Origin of the sequence: Pelagibius sp. 7325 (assembly GCF_037652055.1) — a bacterium.
In the GTDB taxonomy this organism is placed as follows: domain Bacteria; phylum Pseudomonadota; class Alphaproteobacteria; order Kiloniellales; family Kiloniellaceae; genus Pelagibius.
This window is the reverse complement of the sequence record NZ_JBBKAH010000002.1, coordinates 974087-991400: the sequence shown is the minus strand read 5'-3', so window position 1 is coordinate 991400 and position 17314 is coordinate 974087. Positions and strand designations below refer to the sequence as shown.

19 protein-coding genes are annotated in these 17314 nt (G+C 66.7%); 1 reads left to right on the top strand and 18 read right to left on the bottom strand.

Annotated features, from left to right (window positions below):
* From WDC82_RS06665 to tsaB, 17 genes are all read right to left on the bottom strand, one after another.
* Positions 1-726, bottom strand: coding sequence for an RNA-binding protein (locus tag WDC82_RS06665; protein ID WP_340116471.1), 726 nt, complete (start codon positions 724-726; stop codon positions 1-3).
* Positions 727-769: 43 nt separating this feature from the next.
* Positions 770-2398, bottom strand: coding sequence for a transcription termination factor NusA (gene nusA / locus WDC82_RS06660; RefSeq protein ID WP_340116470.1), 1629 nt, complete (start codon positions 2396-2398; stop codon positions 770-772).
* Between the two features lie 97 nt (positions 2399-2495).
* The gene (gene rimP / locus WDC82_RS06655; protein ID WP_370661541.1) at positions 2496-2966 is read right to left on the bottom strand and encodes a ribosome maturation factor RimP; all 471 of its coding nucleotides are present in this window, start codon (positions 2964-2966) and stop codon (positions 2496-2498) included.
* A 304-nt stretch (positions 2967-3270) separates the two neighbouring features.
* Positions 3271-3972, bottom strand: a complete 702-nt coding sequence (locus WDC82_RS06650) for a tRNA (guanine(46)-N(7))-methyltransferase TrmB (protein ID WP_340116468.1) — start codon at positions 3970-3972, stop codon at positions 3271-3273.
* A 37-nt stretch (positions 3973-4009) separates the two neighbouring features.
* The gene (gene metK, locus WDC82_RS06645) at positions 4010-5182 is read right to left on the bottom strand and encodes a methionine adenosyltransferase (RefSeq protein WP_340116467.1); all 1173 of its coding nucleotides are present in this window, start codon (positions 5180-5182) and stop codon (positions 4010-4012) included.
* A gap of 185 nt (positions 5183-5367) precedes the next feature.
* On the bottom strand, positions 5368-5835 hold the full coding sequence (locus WDC82_RS06640; protein ID WP_340116466.1) for a helix-turn-helix transcriptional regulator: 468 nt from the start codon (positions 5833-5835) through the stop codon (positions 5368-5370).
* 108 nt (positions 5836-5943) lie between these two features.
* Positions 5944-7578 carry an apolipoprotein N-acyltransferase gene (gene lnt / locus WDC82_RS06635; protein ID WP_340116465.1) on the bottom strand — a complete coding sequence of 545 codons (1635 nt, stop codon included), beginning with the start codon at positions 7576-7578 and terminating at the stop codon, positions 5944-5946.
* The gene (locus tag WDC82_RS06630) at positions 7575-8534 is read right to left on the bottom strand and encodes a hemolysin family protein (RefSeq protein ID WP_340116464.1); all 960 of its coding nucleotides are present in this window, start codon (positions 8532-8534) and stop codon (positions 7575-7577) included. The genes lnt and WDC82_RS06630 overlap by 4 nt, the downstream gene beginning before the upstream one ends.
* Positions 8527-9093, bottom strand: coding sequence for an rRNA maturation RNase YbeY (gene ybeY, locus WDC82_RS06625; protein ID WP_340116463.1), 567 nt, complete (start codon positions 9091-9093; stop codon positions 8527-8529). The genes WDC82_RS06630 and ybeY overlap by 8 nt, the downstream gene beginning before the upstream one ends.
* Positions 9094-9118: 25 nt before the next feature.
* A complete protein-coding gene (locus WDC82_RS06620) occupies positions 9119-10165 on the bottom strand; it encodes a PhoH family protein (protein ID WP_340116462.1) in 1047 nt (348 codons plus the stop codon).
* Positions 10162-11664 carry a tRNA (N6-isopentenyl adenosine(37)-C2)-methylthiotransferase MiaB gene (miaB, locus tag WDC82_RS06615; protein WP_370661533.1) on the bottom strand — a complete coding sequence of 501 codons (1503 nt, stop codon included), beginning with the start codon at positions 11662-11664 and terminating at the stop codon, positions 10162-10164. The genes WDC82_RS06620 and miaB overlap by 4 nt, the downstream gene beginning before the upstream one ends.
* 37 nt (positions 11665-11701) lie before the next feature.
* Positions 11702-12568 carry a lysophospholipid acyltransferase family protein gene (locus WDC82_RS06610; protein ID WP_340116460.1) on the bottom strand — a complete coding sequence of 289 codons (867 nt, stop codon included), beginning with the start codon at positions 12566-12568 and terminating at the stop codon, positions 11702-11704.
* The gene (locus tag WDC82_RS06605; RefSeq protein ID WP_340116459.1) at positions 12565-13452 is read right to left on the bottom strand and encodes a GNAT family N-acyltransferase; all 888 of its coding nucleotides are present in this window, start codon (positions 13450-13452) and stop codon (positions 12565-12567) included. The genes WDC82_RS06610 and WDC82_RS06605 overlap by 4 nt, the downstream gene beginning before the upstream one ends.
* Before the next feature lie 46 nt (positions 13453-13498).
* Positions 13499-13945, bottom strand: coding sequence for a Fur family transcriptional regulator (locus WDC82_RS06600; RefSeq protein ID WP_340116458.1), 447 nt, complete (start codon positions 13943-13945; stop codon positions 13499-13501).
* A gap of 179 nt (positions 13946-14124) precedes the next feature.
* A complete protein-coding gene (locus WDC82_RS06595; RefSeq protein WP_340116457.1) occupies positions 14125-14538 on the bottom strand; it encodes a MucR family transcriptional regulator in 414 nt (137 codons plus the stop codon).
* 256 nt (positions 14539-14794) lie between these two features.
* Positions 14795-15301, bottom strand: coding sequence for a GNAT family N-acetyltransferase (locus WDC82_RS06590; RefSeq protein WP_340116456.1), 507 nt, complete (start codon positions 15299-15301; stop codon positions 14795-14797).
* 17 nt (positions 15302-15318) lie between these two features.
* Positions 15319-16050 carry a tRNA (adenosine(37)-N6)-threonylcarbamoyltransferase complex dimerization subunit type 1 TsaB gene (gene tsaB / locus WDC82_RS06585; protein ID WP_340116455.1) on the bottom strand — a complete coding sequence of 244 codons (732 nt, stop codon included), beginning with the start codon at positions 16048-16050 and terminating at the stop codon, positions 15319-15321.
* 62 nt (positions 16051-16112) lie between these two features.
* On the opposite strand from tsaB, the gene ddpX reads away from it, so the two are divergent.
* On the top strand, positions 16113-16703 hold the full coding sequence (gene ddpX, locus WDC82_RS06580) for a D-alanyl-D-alanine dipeptidase (protein WP_340116454.1): 591 nt from the start codon (positions 16113-16115) through the stop codon (positions 16701-16703).
* Positions 16704-16721: 18 nt separating this feature from the next.
* Here ddpX and WDC82_RS06575 read toward each other — a convergent pair whose 3' ends face one another.
* A complete protein-coding gene (locus WDC82_RS06575) occupies positions 16722-17312 on the bottom strand; it encodes a malonic semialdehyde reductase (protein WP_340116453.1) in 591 nt (196 codons plus the stop codon).
* Positions 17313-17314: the final 2 nt, after the last annotated feature.

Sequence of the window (17314 nt, the reverse complement as noted above, 5' to 3'; positions counted from 1 at the left end):
CTAGCGCTCACCTTCGGTTGGGCGCCCAACCCCGTTTCCTTGTTCCGCCACGCCCCGCAGTCCTGCGAGACGCTGAACCTCTTGTATCAATCCTTCGGCGAAGCGGCCCGGCGCGATGCCGACATGCACCGCTGCCTCGCGGCCGACCGCCGCGCCCAGGTCCGCTGCGCCGCAGAACTGCAGCATCCGCACCCGGGGACCTACCGCACTGGCCCCTACCGCTCGGGCAAGGGCCTGGATCTTCTGCCGACCATCGTCGGCAGCGTCGTCGGCCTGCACCAGCACGCCGACCTCACCGCTACGCAAGGCGGCTTTCACCTTCTCGAACCCAGCGACAACCGCTCCGGCGCGGCGCGCCAGACCGAGCAGATCGAGGCAGCGCCTGAGCGCCAGGGCCTCGACCTGCCGCGGCAGATCGTCGGGCACGCGCACATGCCTCTTTGCCGCCTTTGCAAAGAGGTTCCGGGCGCAGGCCTTAGCCATCATATCCTGCCGCGCCTGCAACCACAAACCCCGCCCGGGCAGGCGCTCGGCAAGGTCCGGCACCAGGGTTCCGTCGGGGGCGACGACAAAGCGCAGCAACTGCGCCTTCGGCAGCACCTCTCCACTGGCCAGGCAACGGCGTTCGGGCGCCGCCGGCGCAGGCCGGCTGCCCCGCCGATGCTTGCCGGCGGACGTGGCGGCAGCCTTTTCGGCCGTATCCTGTGGCGCTGTCGTTGCCGTCATTCCCGTCCGTCTATTTCCCTTCCGCTCAAATCCAAGCGTCTGATTACGCTTCTGCGCCGGCGTCAGCTTCCTCAGCTTCCCCGCCTTCGGCGGCCGGCTCGTCATCGAACCAGTGGGCACGCGCCGCCATGATGATGGCGTTGGCCTCGTCCTGGCCCATCGGGCTGGCCTGCAGGATGCGCTCGACCTCGGCGTTGGGCACACGGCCCATGTCTTCCAGGCTGTGCTCGCCGCGCTGGCCGCTGATGGCAAAGCGCAGTTCGTCGGCGGCGAGATCGGCGAGGTCGTCGAGGGTCTTCACCCCTTGCTCGCCCAGCATCACCAGCATGGCCGGGGTCAGCCCCTCAACCTCGGTCAGCGCGTCGGCAACACCCAGCTCGCGCCGGCGCTCCTCGTTGTGACGGTCCATCTCTTCGAGGTGGGAACGGGCGCGGGCGCGAAGCTCTTCGGCGACTTCCTCGTCGAAGCCTTCGATCTGCGCCAGTTCTTCGACGGGGACGAAGGCAACCTGCTCCAGCGCGGTAAAGCCTTCCGTCACCAGGAGATGGGCAATAACGTCGTCGACATCAAGGGCATCAATGAACATCTGCGAGCGGGCCCGGAATTCGTCCTGCCGGCGGCGGGATTCCGTTTCCTCGGTCATGATGTCGATGTCCCAGCCGGTCAGGATCGAGGCCAGGCGCACGTTCTGGCCGCGCCGGCCAATGGCCAGCGACAGCTGGTCGTCGGGGACCACCACCTCGATGCGGTGGGCATCCTCGTCCAGCACCACCTTGGAGACCTCTGCCGGGGCCAGCGCGTTGACCACGAAGGTCGCGGTATCTTCCGACCAGGGGATGATGTCGATCTTCTCGCCCTGCAGTTCGCTGACCACCGCCTGCACCCGGCTGCCGCGCATGCCCACGCAGGCGCCGACCGGGTCGATCGAGCTGTCGTACGACACCACGGCGATCTTGGCGCGGCTGCCCGGATCGCGGGCCACCGCCTTCAGCTCGATGATGCCGTCGTAGATCTCCGGCACTTCCTGGGCGAACAGCTTGGCCATGAACTGCGGATGGGTGCGCGACAGGAAGATCTGCGGGCCGCGCTGCTCCTCGCGGACGTCGTAGATATAGGCCCGCACGCGGTCGCCGGTGCGGAAGGATTCGCGCGGCAGGCTCTCGTCGCGACGCATCAGCGCCTCGGCACGGCCCAGGTCGACGGTCACGTTGCCGAACTCGTTGCGCTTGACGATCCCGTTCACCACCTCGCCGACGCGATCCTTGTACTCGTCGAACTGGCGCTTGCGCTCGGCCTCGCGCACCTTTTGCACGATGACCTGCTTGGCGGTCTGGGCGGCGATGCGGCCGAGGTCGATCGGCGGCAGCTCCTCGACGATGAACTCGCCGGGCTGGATTCCGGTCTGGCGAGACTGCGCATCCTTGGTCAGGATCTGCGTGAACTCGTTCTCGACCTCGTCGGCTACTTCGCGGTAGCGGCGCAGGCGGACCTCGCCGGACTTGCGGTCGATCTCCGCGCGGATGTCGTGCTCGTGGCCATACTTGGCGCGGCCGGCCTTGGAAATGGCCTGCTCCATCGCCTCAAGAACCTCGTCACGCTCGATCGACTTCTCGCGGGCCACCGCATCGGCGACCTGAAGAAGTTCGGTTCGTGCAAGAGCGCTGGTATCCATAGCTCGTCTCGTTCCCAAGAAATCTCGTCGTTAATTCAGCGGGCGGTTACAACCGGCTCCCTAGCGGGATGCCCTAGTCCGCCGCGCCATCTCCGCTTCAGTCTTCTGCACTCCGGCCTTCGCCGTCCTGCCGATCTTCGGCCTGCTGGCTGGCGGCGATCAGTTCGTCAGTCAGCACCAGTTTGGCCTTGTGGACAGACTCGAAAGGCAAAGCGACCTCCGCCTCCTCGCAGACCATCACGATCTCCTCGCCGCGGGCGCCCAGCAGGCGACCGCGGAACTTCTTACGCCCATCGACCGGCAGGGCCATCTCGACGCGCGCCTCGAACCCGGCGAAGCGCTCGAAGTCGCTGAGCCGGGTCAGCGGCCGGTCGATGCCCGGCGAGGACACCTCCAGCGTATAGGCGCTGTCGATCGGATCCTCGACGTCCAGGATCGCCGCCACCGCGCGGCTGACGGCCGCGCAGTCGTCGACGTTCATGCTGCCGTCGCTGCGCCGCTCCGCCATGATCTGCAGGCACAGGCGATCGCCGCCGGAAAGCTGCACGCGCACGATGTCGTAGCCCATCGCCTCGATTGCCGGGGCGATCAGACGCTCGACTTCAGCCGCCTTGCCGTCACTGGTTTTAGCCAGCCCTGAGGAAGCCTTTTCCAAGGCCTGGGACACTGCCCCAACCTCCGCATTGAGATTACGATAATAAAAAAGGCGGGCCAGAGGCCCACCGTTCGGTAGCCCAGCGGTATCATTTTTGGCCGATACCGCCATCACAGGTGAGCCGGACTGTACGCTCGAAACCCGCAGCCTGCAAGGCTTTTATCCCAATCCGCGGGGAGGGGAAAAGGACCTTTGGCCATGACCGGCCCCAGTCGATTCAGCCCTGCCGAGGCCGCCGCCGGAACCGCAGGTAGGCCGGCCGGCGCCCCGCCGCCAGGGCCTTTTCCTCGTAGCGGGTTGGCGGCCAGTCGCCGGTGCGGCGGCGCCAGTCGTCCGGCCCGGCGACCTGCCAGACGAACGCCGGGTGGACGGTCAGACGCTCCAGCGCCCAGGAGAGATAGCCCCGGTCATCGGTGGCAAAGCGCAGTTCGCCGCCATCCTTCAGCACACGGGCCAGCAGGTCGAGCGTCGCGTGCTGGATCAGGCGGCGCTTGCGGTGGCGGCGCTTGGGCCAGGGGTCGGGGAAAAGGATGAAAATCCTATCTAGGCAACCGTCCGGCAAGGCCTCCAACAGGTCGCGCGCGTCACCTGTATAGAGGCGCAGCGACGCGTCGGCACCGCCGTCGGGCAACTGGCCGAGCAGGCTAGCGACACCGGTGATGAAATACTCGGCGGCAAGGAAGCCGGCCTCGGGATGGTGCGCGACCTGCCAAGCGAGGTGCTCGCCGCCGCCGAAGCCGATTTCCAGAAACAATTTTTCCGGTACGCGATCGAACAGAGCGGCCGGATCGATCCGGAGCCCGCCTTCTTCCGGCAGTGCGAGTTCCAGCCCCGGCAGGGCGGTGTCGAGCAGGGCCTTGCGGGCAGCGCGCAGCGGCCGGCCCTGCCGGCGGCCGTAAGTGTTGCGCCGCGCCGCCATCACCGCCTACCGCTGTGCGAGGGGAGGGGAGCCGGCTTTAGGCCCCGAAGGCGTTCTTCAGGTCGGCGACCAGGTCGGTGCGCTCCCACGAGAAGCCTCCGTCCGGATCCGGCGCCCGCCCGAAATGTCCGTAGGCGGCGGAGCGCGCGTAGATCGGCCGAGACAGCTGCAGGTGCTCGCGGATGCCGCGCGGGGAGAGATCCATCAGTTCCTGCAGGGTCTTGGCCAGCTTAGCCTCGTCGACCTCATTGGTGCCCTGGGTGTCGACGTAGACCGACAGCGGCTTGGACACGCCGATGGCATAGGAGACCTGGATGGTGCAGCGGTCCGCGAGGCCTGCGGCGACGACGTTCTTTGCCAGGTAGCGGGCCGCGTAGGCGGCGGAGCGGTCGACCTTCGTCGGGTCCTTGCCGGAGAAGGCGCCGCCGCCGTGCGGGGCCGCGCCGCCGTAGGTGTCGACGATGATCTTGCGCCCGGTGAGGCCGCAATCGCCGTCCGGACCGCCTATGACGAAACGGCCGGTCGGGTTCACGTAGAAATCCTCTTCCGGGCACATCCAGCCTTCCGGCAGCACGTTGACCACATGAGGCCGCACGATCTCGCGCACCGAGTCCTGGTCCAGATCGCCGGCGTGCTGGGTCGAAACGACCACCGAGGTGGCGCGCACCGGCTTGCCGCCAACGTATTCCAGGGTCACCTGGCTCTTTGAGTCCGGCCCCAGGCCCGGCTCGGAACCGGAATGGCGCGCCTCAGCCAGGGAGCGCAGGATCGAATGCGAGAAGTGGATCGGCGCCGGCATGAGGTCATCGGTCTCGCGGCAGGCGAAGCCGAACATGATGCCCTGGTCGCCCGCCCCTTCGTCCTTGTTGCCTAGGGCGTCGACGCCTTGGGCGATATCGGAGGACTGTGCATGGATGTAGTTGTCCACCGCCATCTTGCCCCAGTGGAAACCGTCCTGCTCGTAGCCGATCTCCTTCACCGCCGCGCGCGCCACCTGCTCCAGCAGATCCCGCGTCACTTCGGCCGGACCGCGGACTTCACCGGCTAGCACGACCCGGTTGGTGGTCGCCATCGTCTCGACGGCGACGCGCGCACTCGGATCGTGAGTCAGGAAAGTGTCGACGATGGCATCGGAGATGCGGTCGCAGACCTTGTCCGGATGACCCTCGGAGACCGACTCACTGGTGAAGAGATAGCTACCGTTACGCACTGCGTCGCTCCCGCCGTTCGGGCCAAAAATTGAAGAATTGCCCGGTGGGAATAGCGACGCTCAAGCGCAAATGCAAGCAGACTTGCACGAAGCGCTGCAGGGCGCCGACCGGAACCGCTGGGAGCCCGCCCTCCGGAACCGGCCCGCGGGCCGGTTCCGCCGGAAAAGGCAGCAGGGCGCGCGGCCTATTCTTCGGACTTGAGAGACCCACCAGTGCTCGCGACCGCCAACGCCTTGGTCATCTCGAACAGGCGCTTGCGCACGCTGGGCTCGTCGATCTTGTAGTAGGCGCGCACCAGTTCCAGCGTCTCGCGCTTGACCATAGGATCAAGCTCCTGCTCCGGCGGCGGACGGTTGTAGCCGGGACGCTGCGCCGGCGAACTCGCGGCCACGTCCTCCGGCATCTCGTCGAAGAAAAAGCCGACCGGCACGTCGAGCACACGGGAAAGGTCGAACAAGCGGCTGGCACCGACCCTGTTGGCGCCGCGTTCGTACTTCTGGACCTGCTGGAAGGTAAGGCCGATGGCCTCACCCAATTTCTCCTGGCTCATGCCGAGAAGGGTCCGCCGCAGACGGACCCTGCTGCCGACATGAACATCGACCGGGTTCGGACCGCCTTCGCGATCGCCCGGGGGCACGCCGCGTCGCGCCATCCGCATCATACCTCTTGGTGAAGGAAAACGTCAGAACTCTAGGACTAAAGACATACCGATGTATGCCAACACGGGGTTGATCCGTCAAGTCCCCCTCGATCCATACTACTAAATAAAACGGCGGGCCACAATTATAACACAAGCAATAAGAAGTAGATGGATCAAATACAACGCATTTCCCGCATAAGAATAAAGGGTCCTATGTTCGGCAGCTTCGGGTAGTTGTGCGTCTATAATGCCGCGATCATTGAGATTAATCTGCGCAACAACTCGACCATAAGAATCAATCACAGCAGATATACCATTATTGGCGGCGCGAATTAACGGAATACCCTCTTCTACTGCGCGAATTCGCGCGGAAGCAAAATGTTGGTAGGGGCCGGAGGAATCGCCGAACCAGGCGTCATTGGTGAGATTCAGCAACCAGCGCGGTGCGGCGGCGGCTGCCGCGGCCTGCACCTTTACGGCGCCGGGAAAGATCACCTCATAGCAGATCAGCGGCGAGAATGGCGGTACGCCCGGGAGGTCCAGGGTGACAAGGCCAGGACCGGGTGAGAAATCGCGCGAACCGGCAGTCAGCTTGGCAAGGCCGAGCAGGGAGCGCAGGGGCGTGTATTCGCCGAAGGGGACGAGGTGCGCCTTGTCGTAGGAGGCGACGATCTCCCCCCCGCTGTCCAGCGCCAGCAGCGCATTCCAGATCTTGCCGCCGGGATCGTCCGCGGCGACCCGCGGGGCGCCGGTGATGAGGTAGCCGCCGCGCGGCACGAGCGTAGCGAGTTCGCGGCGCAATAGCGGTTCCGTGGCCAGCAGGTAGGGCACCGCGGTCTCCGGCCAAATGATAACGGTCCGGTCGTCATGTCCCGGCCGCAGGGAAAGTTCCGCCTGCAGGCGCAGGTTGGCTGCACGCTGGTCGGCGCGCCACTTCATGGCCTGCGGGATGGACGGCTGGACCAAGCGCAGGCGGACATCCTCCACGACGGCGCTGCCCAGCGGCGGTGCCGCGGCCAGCCGCCAGGCGCCGAAGCCCCAGGCCACCAGCGGCAGCAACAGCAGCACGACCGCGACGGCAAACCCCGAGCGGCGGCGCGACGGCGCGTTACCTTGAGACGGTTCGGCGAATAGCGCGGGCGCGCCCGCTGCCAGCACGGTTATCAGGCTGAGCAGCCAGACCCCACCGAGGGCGGCGGGCTGCAGGGTTTCCGGTGCAAAGGCCCAGACACTGCCCATCAGGTTCCAGGGAAAGCCGGTGAGGATCCAGGCGCGCAAGCCCTCGCCGATCAGCCAGGCACCGGCAAAGGCGAAAAGACGCGCAACTCCGGCCAGGCGCAGGCGCCGGGACGCCTGAAAGGCGAGCCAGAAGGAAAGAGCCGGGAACAGCGCGAGGCCGGCGGCGAGGCCGGCGACGGCGAAGGGCATCGCCCAGCCGAAACGCTCGGCATCGACCAGAAAAGCGATGCCGACCCAATAAAGCCCGGCGGCGAAATGACCGGTGCCGAAAGCCCAGCCGGTCAATGCCGCCTGGCGGCCGCCGTGCGGCCCGGCGCCGGCCAGCAGCCACAGCACGCCGGTAAACGCCGGGATGAGCAGCGGCAAGAGGTAGAACGGCGGCAGCGCCGCGGCGGCGAGAAGGCCGCAGAACGCGGCAACCGCCAGGCGACGCCAACCGGTCAGCCCGGCGATGACCGCGGCCATGCGCTCGGCGAGGCGCAAGCCCGCCGCCGTCGTCGCCGCGGGCGTGGTCATCGGGTGCGGTCGTCGGCGGAAGCCGCGGCCGGGCGCAGCGCGACGTTGCGCACGCGCAGCCGCTTGACCCGGCGCGGGTCGGCTTCCAGCACCTCGAAGGTGATGCCGCTGGGCGGATGCTCGATCAGTTCGCCGCGGTCCGGCACGCGCCCGGCCAGAGTGAACAGCAGACCGCCGAGGGTGTCGATGTCCTCCTCACGCTCCTCTTCGGAAAGCACCGGGCCGACCTTCTCCTCGAACTCCTCGATGGTGGTGCGCGCGTCAGCGATGACGCTGCCGTCCGGCCGCTCAATCAGTTTGGGACCAACCGCCACGTCGTGCTCATCTTCGATCTCGCCGACGATCTCCTCGACCAGGTCTTCGATGGTGACCAGGCCATCGATACCACCGAACTCATCGACCACCAGCGCCATGTGGACGCGCGACAGCCGCATCTCCAGCAGCAGATCGAGTACCCGCATGGAGGGCGCCACCACGAGGATACGGCGCACCAGGTCGACCAGGTCGAAGGCGCCCTCGTCGCGGCGCTCTCTCATGTAGTGCAGCACGTCCTTGATGTGGACGATGCCGACCACCTCGTCCAGCGTGTCCCGGTAGACCGGCAGACGCGAGTGGCCGGCGCTGCTCATCACCTCGGTCAATTCGTCGATCGGAGTCTCGAGATCGACGGCGACGATGTCGGCACGTGGCACCATGACGTCATAGGCGGTGAGGTGGCGCAGGCGCAGGATGTTCGAGAGCATCACGCGCTCGTCGCTGGAGATCGGCGCGCCGCTGTCTTCTTCGCGCTCAACATCCTTGATCTCGTCGATGATCTCTTCCAGCGTCTCGCGCAGATGCGCCTCGCCCTGGCGCGACTTCACCAGCCCGCGCAACCACTGCCACAGGCCGCCGCCGGACCCGTTGCCGGATTGGCCGTTGCGCGTGAGGCGCCCGGTGCCCGAGGAATCAGCCATGGCCCATCTCAGGTTCGCTCATCGCCGCCGTCGCTGTTTCATAGGGATCCGCAATGCCGAGACCGGCCAGAATGTGCCGCTCCAGCGCTTCCATCACAGCCGCCTCTTCGGTGTCCTGGTGGTCGTGCCCAAGAAGATGCAGCACGCCATGCACCAGCAGGTGGGTGGTGTGATCGGCCAGGCTTTTGCCCTGCTCGGCGGCCTCGCGCGCCACCGTCTCGCGTGCCAGCACCACGTCGCCCAGCAGGCGCGGCTCGCCCGCCGGCACAAGGTCGTCGTCCATGTTGGGAAACGACAGCACATTGGTTGTGCTGTCCTTGTGCCGATAATCTCGGTTCAGCACACGCTGCTCTGCATCGTCGGTGAAAACCAGGGAGACTTCCAGCGGACCGCCGGCGATGGGCACGCCCAGTCCCGCAGACTGCGCGGCAGCCTGCGTCAGCGCTGCAGACACCGCTGCACGCGCCCGCTCCTCCAGATCCGCGAGGGCATCCAGCCACGCCGCGTCGTGCAGGGACACGGCGATCTCCAAGTTACTACTTCCAGGTTCGTCGCTCATCGTCGTTACGGCCATCGGGGAACCGCTAGCGGTTCCGGCCGAAAAGATCTCCTTCTCCGTTCCTGCTGGCGTCGTGGGCGGCATAGGCGCGCACGATGCGCGTGACCAGCGAGTGGCGCACCACGTCGGCGGCGGTGAACTGCACGAAGGCGACGCCTTCCATGTCGGCGAGGATGTCGGCAGCCTCGCGCAGACCCGAGGGCGCGCCCTTGGGCAGGTCGATCTGCGACAGGTCGCCGGTAATGACCATGCGGCTGTTCTCGCCCAGACGGGTCAGCGCCATCTTCATCTGCACCGGCGTCGTGTTCTGCGCCTCGTCGAGGATGATGAAGGAGTTGGAGAGCGTGCGCCCACGCATGAACGCAAGCGGCGCCACCTCGATCTCGCCGTTGCTGAGCCGGCTCGCCACCTGGGTCGCCGGCAGCATGTCGTAGAGCGCGTCATAGAGTGGGCGCAGGTAGGGGTCGACCTTCTCGTGCAGGTCGCCGGGCAAAAAGCCGAGGCGCTCGCCGGCCTCCACCGCCGGGCGCGACAGGATGATGCGCTCAACCGCGCCTTCAACCAGCATGGAGACGGCCATGGCAGCGGCAAGGTAGGTCTTGCCGGTGCCGGCCGGGCCGATGCCGAAGACCAGTTCGTAATTGCGCAGTGCCTGGACGTAGGTTTTCTGGCCGGGCGAGCGCGGCGTGAGGCGGCGCTTGCGCGTCATGATCGCCAGGTCGTCGGCATGCACCGCGCGCACCGCTTCGTGGCCACTCTCGAAATCCGAGGCCTGGGTTGCCATGCGCACCACGGCATCGACCTCGCCGTCGCCGACGTCGAGACCTTTTTTCAGCCGCTGGTACAGCGCGGTCAAGGCCGCGTTAGCCGCCTCCACCGAAGCCGCGGGACCGGAGATCGCCAAGCGGTTGCCGCGCGAGGCGAGGCTGACGCCCAGCTGCTGTTCGATGCGCAGCAAATGCTGGTCGTGCTCGCCGTAGAGCAGCGGCAGCAACGAATTGTCGTCGAACTGGATAAAGGTCGGTTCGCCGGCTTGGCCTGCAGAGACGCCAGGAAGACTGTCCGAGTTCAAGCTGTGATCCTTGCCGAGTGGTGCGATCCGGACGGCGTCCGGACGACCGATTGGGGGGCGGCCGCTTGCGGGGCGATGACAAGGCGTCCGGTCAGGCTGTTGGGGTGCGCGGCCTCCACCGCGACATCCATGATCTGTCCGGTCAGCCGCGCCAGCGCGACCTCCGGCACCGCGACGTGCACTGACTGCATATAGGGGCTGCGGCCGACCAGTTGGCCCGGCTTGCGCCCCGGGCGCTCCAGCAGCACCGGCAGCACGCGGCCGACGCACGTCTGGTTGAAGGCCTGGGACTGGGCACCGATCAGTTGCTGCAGGCCGGCCAGGCGCTCGCTCTTCACGTTCTCCGAGATCTGGCTTTCCTCGACCGCCGCCGGGGTGCCGGGGCGCGGGCTGTATTTGAAGGTATAGGCCTGGGCGAAGCCAACCTCGTTCACTAGCGCCAGGGTGGCGGCGAAGTCGGCATCGCTCTCCCCGGGAAAGCCGACGATGAAGTCGGAAGAAAGGGCGAGGTCCGGGCGTGCCTGGCGCAGCCGCTCGATGAGTCTCAGGTAGTCCGCCGCCGTGTGACGCCGGTTCATCGCAGCCAGGATGCGGTCGGACCCCGACTGGACCGGCAGGTGCAGGTAGGGCATCAGCTTGGCGACCTCCCCGTGCACGGCGATCAGGTCGTCGTCCATATCGGAGGGATGCGAGGTGGTGTAGCGCAGCCGCTCGATGCCGTCGATCTCGGCCAGAGCGCGGATCAGGCGGCCGAGGCCCCAGGTTCCGCCATCGCTTGCCTCCCCATGGTAGGCGTTGACGTTTTGTCCCAGCAGCGTGATCTCACGCACCCCGGCCGCGGCGAGGCGCCGGGCCTCGGCCAGCACCGCCTCTGCAGGGCGCGAATACTCGGCACCGCGCGTGTAGGGTACCACGCAGAAGGCGCAGAACTTGTCGCAACCCTCCTGCACCGACAAGAAGGCGGCGGCGCCAGGCGCCTCGGCCTCCTCGGGCAGGTGGTCAAACTTGGATTCCACCGGAAAGTCGATGTCGAGCACACCGCGCCCACCGCCCTCGCGTCCACCCCCGTCACGCTGGGCGGCGCCGCGCACCGCGCGCGCGACCAGCTCCGGCAGGCGGTGATAGGTCTGCGGGCCGAACACCATGTCGACCTGCGGCGCGCGGCGCAGGATTTCCTCGCCCTCGGCCTGGGCGACGCAGCCGGCCACCGCCACCAGCATGTCGCCACCGGCCTCCGCGCGCTCCTGCTTGAAAGCGCGCAGGCGGCCGAGTTCCGAGAACACCTTCTCCGAGGCCTTCTCCCGGATGTGACAGGTATTGAGGATCACCATGTCGGCGCCACGCGGGCTGTCGACCGGCTCATAGCCGAGCGGCGCCAGCACGTCGGCCATGCGGGCGGAATCGTAAACGTTCATCTGGCACCCGTAGGTCTTGATGAACAGCCGCTTCTTGGTCTTCTCGCTCACCTCGTCCAATCCTGACCGGCCATGCCGATCCATCTTCTGTCTTGCCCGGAGCACTCGGGCATTGTCCACCCTAGACCGCCGGCGAGGCCGTCGGCGCCGCCCCCTGGGCGCCGGCTGCGGGCGCCGGCTGCGGTAACGGCGGCTGCGGCCGACCCGACAGCGCGGCAGCCACTCCGCGCGACACCACCTCGTAGCAGTAATCGCTGAGAGCCTTGCGCGAGGCGAACTGCGCCAGGCTCACCGGCTCGTGGAACTCCACCACCACGGTGACGCGGCCCAGGCTGATGGCGTGCCACAGGTGGTTGCCCAGTTCCATGTCACCGTACCAGGCGAAAAACGGCCTTAGATAGCGGCCCAGCGGCAGCCCGTCGAGTCTTGTGTAGGCGATGGAAACCGGCTGCACGTTCAGGGGCTTGTCGTGCGGACGCCGCTCGGCGACCGAAAACAGGGCGCTCTTGAAGGGCAGGACCTCGTTGCCATCGCCCGAAGTGCCCTCCGCGAACAGGATCAGGTCGTCACCCGCCTCCAGGCGGCGGGCCATCTCGTCGCGGTGCTCGGCGGCACGGTGGACCCGGCGCTCGACGAAGACGGTCTCCTGCAGCTTGGCCAGCCAGGAGAAGAATGGCCAGGTCGCCACTTCCGACTTGGCGACGAAAGAGGCTTTCAGGATGGCGCCCAGCACCTCGATATCCAGGTAGGAGACATGGTTGGCGACATAGAGCGTGGGGTGGCGGCGCGACGGCCGGCCCTGCCGTTCGACCTGGATACCAAGAATGCGGCAGGTGCGCCGGTGGTACCACTGCGGCAGCCGCTTGCGCAGCGGCCAACCAAGTGTGACGGCCAACAGCTGAATCGGCATGAGGACGAGGGTAAGGCCGGCATAGGCCAGAAGGCGGCAGAGGGCGGTGGTCGGCGAGCCGAAGTTGGGTGCCGTCATGCCCCTCCACCGGATCCATGGCCAGTCCGTTCGGTACCCTTGCCGCCATTCTGCGCCGGGGCGTTCATCTCCGAACTATTCTGCTCCTCGCGCTTGTAGTGGCGCAGGTAGCGCTCGGTCACCATCTCGGTCTTCACTACCACGCAGACGTCGGTGGTGCCGAATTCCCGGTCGACCACGGCGCCGTCGCCGACGAAGCCGCCAAGCCGCAGGTACCCCTTGATCAGGGGCGGCAGCGCTTGGCGCGCCTCGGAGATCTTAACTTGGTCGGGCGGCAGCAGATCCATCGAGACGTAGCGATCGGCCACCGCGCGCGGGCGCAACGCCGGCGGGGCTAGGTGGTGGTGGTAGAGATAGGCCAGCGGCATGCGCAGTTCCGCCGGGTCCGTCCCCGGCAGGCTGGCGCAGCCGAACATGATGGAGATGTTGTAGTGGAAGACGTACTCGGCAATGCCGCGCCACAGGAGCTGCATGGTAGCGCCGCTGCGGTAGGTCGAATCGACACAGGAGCGTCCGAGCTCCAGGATCTCGCCGGGGTAAGCGGTCAGGCAGTCGATCTGGTATTCGTCGCTGGTGTAAAACTGGCCGCGCCGGGTCGCACCCTCGCGCCGCATCACCCGGTAGGTGCCGACCACCGCGTCGGGGCCGCTGCCGCGCTCCGCGTCGAACACCAGCAAGTGATCGCAGAAATCGTCGAAGGAGTCGAAATCGCGCCCCGCCGCGGCCATCTCCGGCGTCGGAGTGGCGTCCATGGACTCGTAGAACACACGGTAGCGAAGAGCCTGGGCGGCGCGCACTTCGGCAACATCCTCGGCCAGACGAATGTGCAGGTTGCCGCCGCTGACGTCGACCGGGCGGTCGGACTTGGCTTCTGCGAGGCTCATCGTGCTCCCTTCCCGGGATGCCGGCGCCGCTGGTCGGGCCGGGACCTCAGGCTGTTCCCTCGGATTCATCGGCCGCTTTGCGCTTGGAATCCGCGCGCACGCCAAAGAGTTCCAGGCGATGGCCTACCAGGCGGTAGCCTAGTGCCTTGGCGACCTCGGCCTGCAGACGCTCGATCTCCTCGTTGGAGAACTCAATCACCTCGCCGGTCTTCACGTCGATCAGATGGTCGTGGTGCTCCTCGGGCCGCTCCTCATAGCGGGCGCGCCCGTCGCCGAAATCGTGCCGCTCAAGGATGCTTGCCTCCTCGAACAGCTTGACCGTGCGATAAACGGTAGCAATGGAGATGCGGGGATCACGCTCGACCGCGCGCTGATAGACCAGTTCGACGTCCGGATGATCGGACGATTCCGACAGCACGCGCGCGATGACACGCCGCTGCTCGGTCATCTTCAGCCCCTTCTCGATGCACAGTTTCTCCAGGCGATCCGACATGCCTAACCTAATCCTGTTGCTTCCCTAGCTTCGCGCCTAGAGGCGCCGGAAACCAAGCCTATTCGTGGTCCCTTATAGTACGTTAACCACATTATAACGGAAAAAGCGCCGCCCGCCTAATGGCGGCGACGCCGTTTTCCCGGACGCTCCACGGAAATATCGCGGCGCGGCAGCGCCGCTTAGGCCTTGCGCCGTGCTCGCGTCCCCAGGCCGATCTGCTTGGCCAGCTTGGAGCGCTGGCGGGCGTAGTTCGGCGCCACCATCGGATAATCAGCGGGCAGGCCCCACCGCTCCCGGTAGTCTTCCGGCGACATGTCGTAGGCTGTCTTAAGGTGGCGCTTCAGCATTTTCAGCTTCTTGCCGTCCTCGAGACAGATGATGAATTCGGGCGTCACCGACTTCTTGATCGGTACCGCGGGGGACGGCCGCTCCGGCTCACTCACACGCGGACTGCCGACATTCGACAGCGTGTCGTAAACGTCGCGGATAATCATCGGCAAATCTGTAGCCGCAACGGAATTATTGGAGACATGAGCGGCGACAATGTTTGTCGTCAAAGAAAGCAACTCGCTTTGCTTCGCCTGATCGGACATTGACCTATTAAACTCCCTGAAATCGCTGAGGCCTATATAAAAACTCTCAAAGCGAGAATCAACATTATTGAACAGAAAAAAAATAGAGAAAAACAGTGGAAAAGTCATCGAGTATTGTATTCGTGACCTTTCCTCTCCTGTTCAATTAATTAAAAACCCCTTGGAAACGGCGTCTCGGCTCCGAGGTCAGCGCCGGCGCCCAGCGGGCGAATGCCCGGAATCGAGCCTGGGCGCCTGAATCCGAGGGCCGCCTGCTTTACAGGGCGGCGGGCGCCAGCGGGCGGACGTAGAGGACGGCATCCAGGGCGGTTCCGTCCGCCTGTCGGTAATAATTCCTACGCCGGCCGAAGGGCGCAAAGCCGGCGGCACGATAGAGGGCTTGCGCCCTCGCGTTGCTCTCTACTACCTCCAGTTGCATTCGGTGAGCACCGCGTTGCGCCGACTCCGTCACCGCGGCCTGCAGCAGGCGGCGGGCATGTCCGCGGCGGCGGCAGCTCGGCAGGACCCCCACAGTCAGCAGTTCGGCCTCCTCGAACAGCACCTGCGCCAGCAGGAAGCCAGCCGGCTGCTCCTCCGCTGGGCCGGCCTGCACCGCCAGCAGGGCGAAGACGCCGGGCAGCGCCAGTACCTCGGCCAGGGAACGGGCGCTCCAGGGAGTGCCGCTGAAGCCTTCGCCGTCGGCAAAGCAGCGGCCGTAGAGCTCCGCCAATAGGGCAACGTCACAGGCGCCCGCCGGGCGGATCGCACCGCCATCCCCAGGCATCGAATCCGCCGCCGGACTCATCCCCGCGGCACCGGTTTCGCCGTCGCCGCCGCCGCTTTGGAGGGGGTTACGTCGGGCGGCCGCAGATAGACCGGCTGCACCGGGACCTGGTCGGCGGGATCTCGCAGTGACGCCCGTGCGGCCAGGATCGCCGCGTCGGCCGGTCCCGCCGCCGCCGCAACGACCGCGTGGCCGCGCCCGGCAGCCTCCAGGGCGGCCAGGGCCGATTCGGCGCCGTCACCGCAGATCACCAGAGGGCCCGGCGGCAGGGCGGAGGCAAGATCCTGCGGCACGATCTCAGCCGGCGGGCCGAGTTCGCCGAGGTCGCCATCGAAAACCTGGTGGAACAGGGCGCCGCGCTTGGAATCGATGACGGCCAACACCAGCCGCCCGGCACGTTCGTCCCCTGTCGCCGCCGCGGCAGCGACCTCCATTGAGGATATGCCGATGAGCGGCAGCCCCCGCGCCAGCGCAAGACCGCGCGCGGTGGCAAGCCCGATGCGCACGCCCGTGAAGGCCCCCGGCCCGGTGGTGACCGCCAGGGCAGTGAGATCGGCGAAGCCGCCCCCCCATTCGGCCATCACCGCGGCGATCATCGGCACCAACTGCTCCGACTGGCCGCGCGCCATCGGGGCGAAACGCATGCCGACGACTCGCCCGCCGGCCCATAGCGCCACCGAGCAGGCGCTGCCGGCGGCATCCATGGCGAGCAGGACCGGCGCGCCGTCATTGCGGGAGGCAGCCGTCATCAGGCCCGCTCCCGCCCTCTATGCTGACGGTCCGCCGCCGTGCTACCAGAGACACCTCTTCCATGCCGCTGCAGCCGAAAGCCTCCGCCGCCATGCCCCTCGTCGCCCTTGCCACGCCCGAGTTCGACCTCGACATCGCCCTCGCCTACGCGACGCCGGACAATATCACCGGCAAGCCGATCTACGACCGCGCCGAGGCACAGCTGCATCCGGATGCAGCCGCGGCTCTGCGGCGCGCCTGCACGCTCGCCGCGCCGCTCGGCCTCCGGTTCCGCATCTTCGACGCCTTCCGGCCGGTGGAGGCGCAGTGGCGCCTGTGGGAGTGCTTTCCGGATCCCGAGTTCGTCGCCGACCCGCGCCTCGGCTCCTGCCATTCGCGCGGTGTCGCGGTCGACCTTACGCTTATCGATGCCGCCAGCGGTGAAGCGCTGGACATGGGCACGCCCTTCGACGACTTCACCGCCCAGTCGCATCACGGCCGCTGCGACCTGCCTGTAGCGGTGCAGCGCAACCGCCTTCTGCTGCTGGGCCTGATGACCGCCGCCGGCTGGGACTGGATTCATTCGGAATGGTGGCATTATCAACTCTTCGAGCCCCGGCGCTATCCTCTGCTGGCCGACGCCGCCGCGCCGCTTCAACTGATGGCCGGCTGAGGACTTTCAAGCGGATCCTTACAACAGCTGGCAGGCTTCGTCGAACTCCAGGCGCGCCGCCCGAGGCCTCAGCGCGGCGGGATCACCGTGGCCGAGGTTGCAGAGGAAATTGGCGCGCCAGCTGGTGCCGGCAAAGAAAATCTTGTCGACCCGGTCGCGGTCGAAACCCGACATCGGCCCGCAGTCGAGACCCAGGGCGCGGGCGGCGATGATAAAGTAGGCGCCCTGCAGGCTCCCGTTGCGCATGACCGTTTCCTGCACCAGCGCCTCCTTGCCGGCATACATCTTCTGGCCGTCGCGCTGCGGCGCCAGAGTCGAAAACTTCTCATAGAATGCCAAGTCATAGGCGATGATCGCGGTAACCGGCGCGGCCATGGTCTTGTCAACGTTTCCCGCGTCGAGCGCCGGGCGGAGCTTCTCCTTGGCCGCCTTGCTGCGCAGGAAAGCGACGCGCATCGGGCAGCAGTTGGCGCTGGTAGGCCCCATCTTGGCGAGGTCGTAGATTGCCTCCAGCAAGACGTCGCTCACCTCTTCGTCGCGCCAGGCACGATAGGTGCGCGCCTGCCGGAATATCTGGTCCAGCGCGGCATCGCTCAAGATTTCGTTCACGG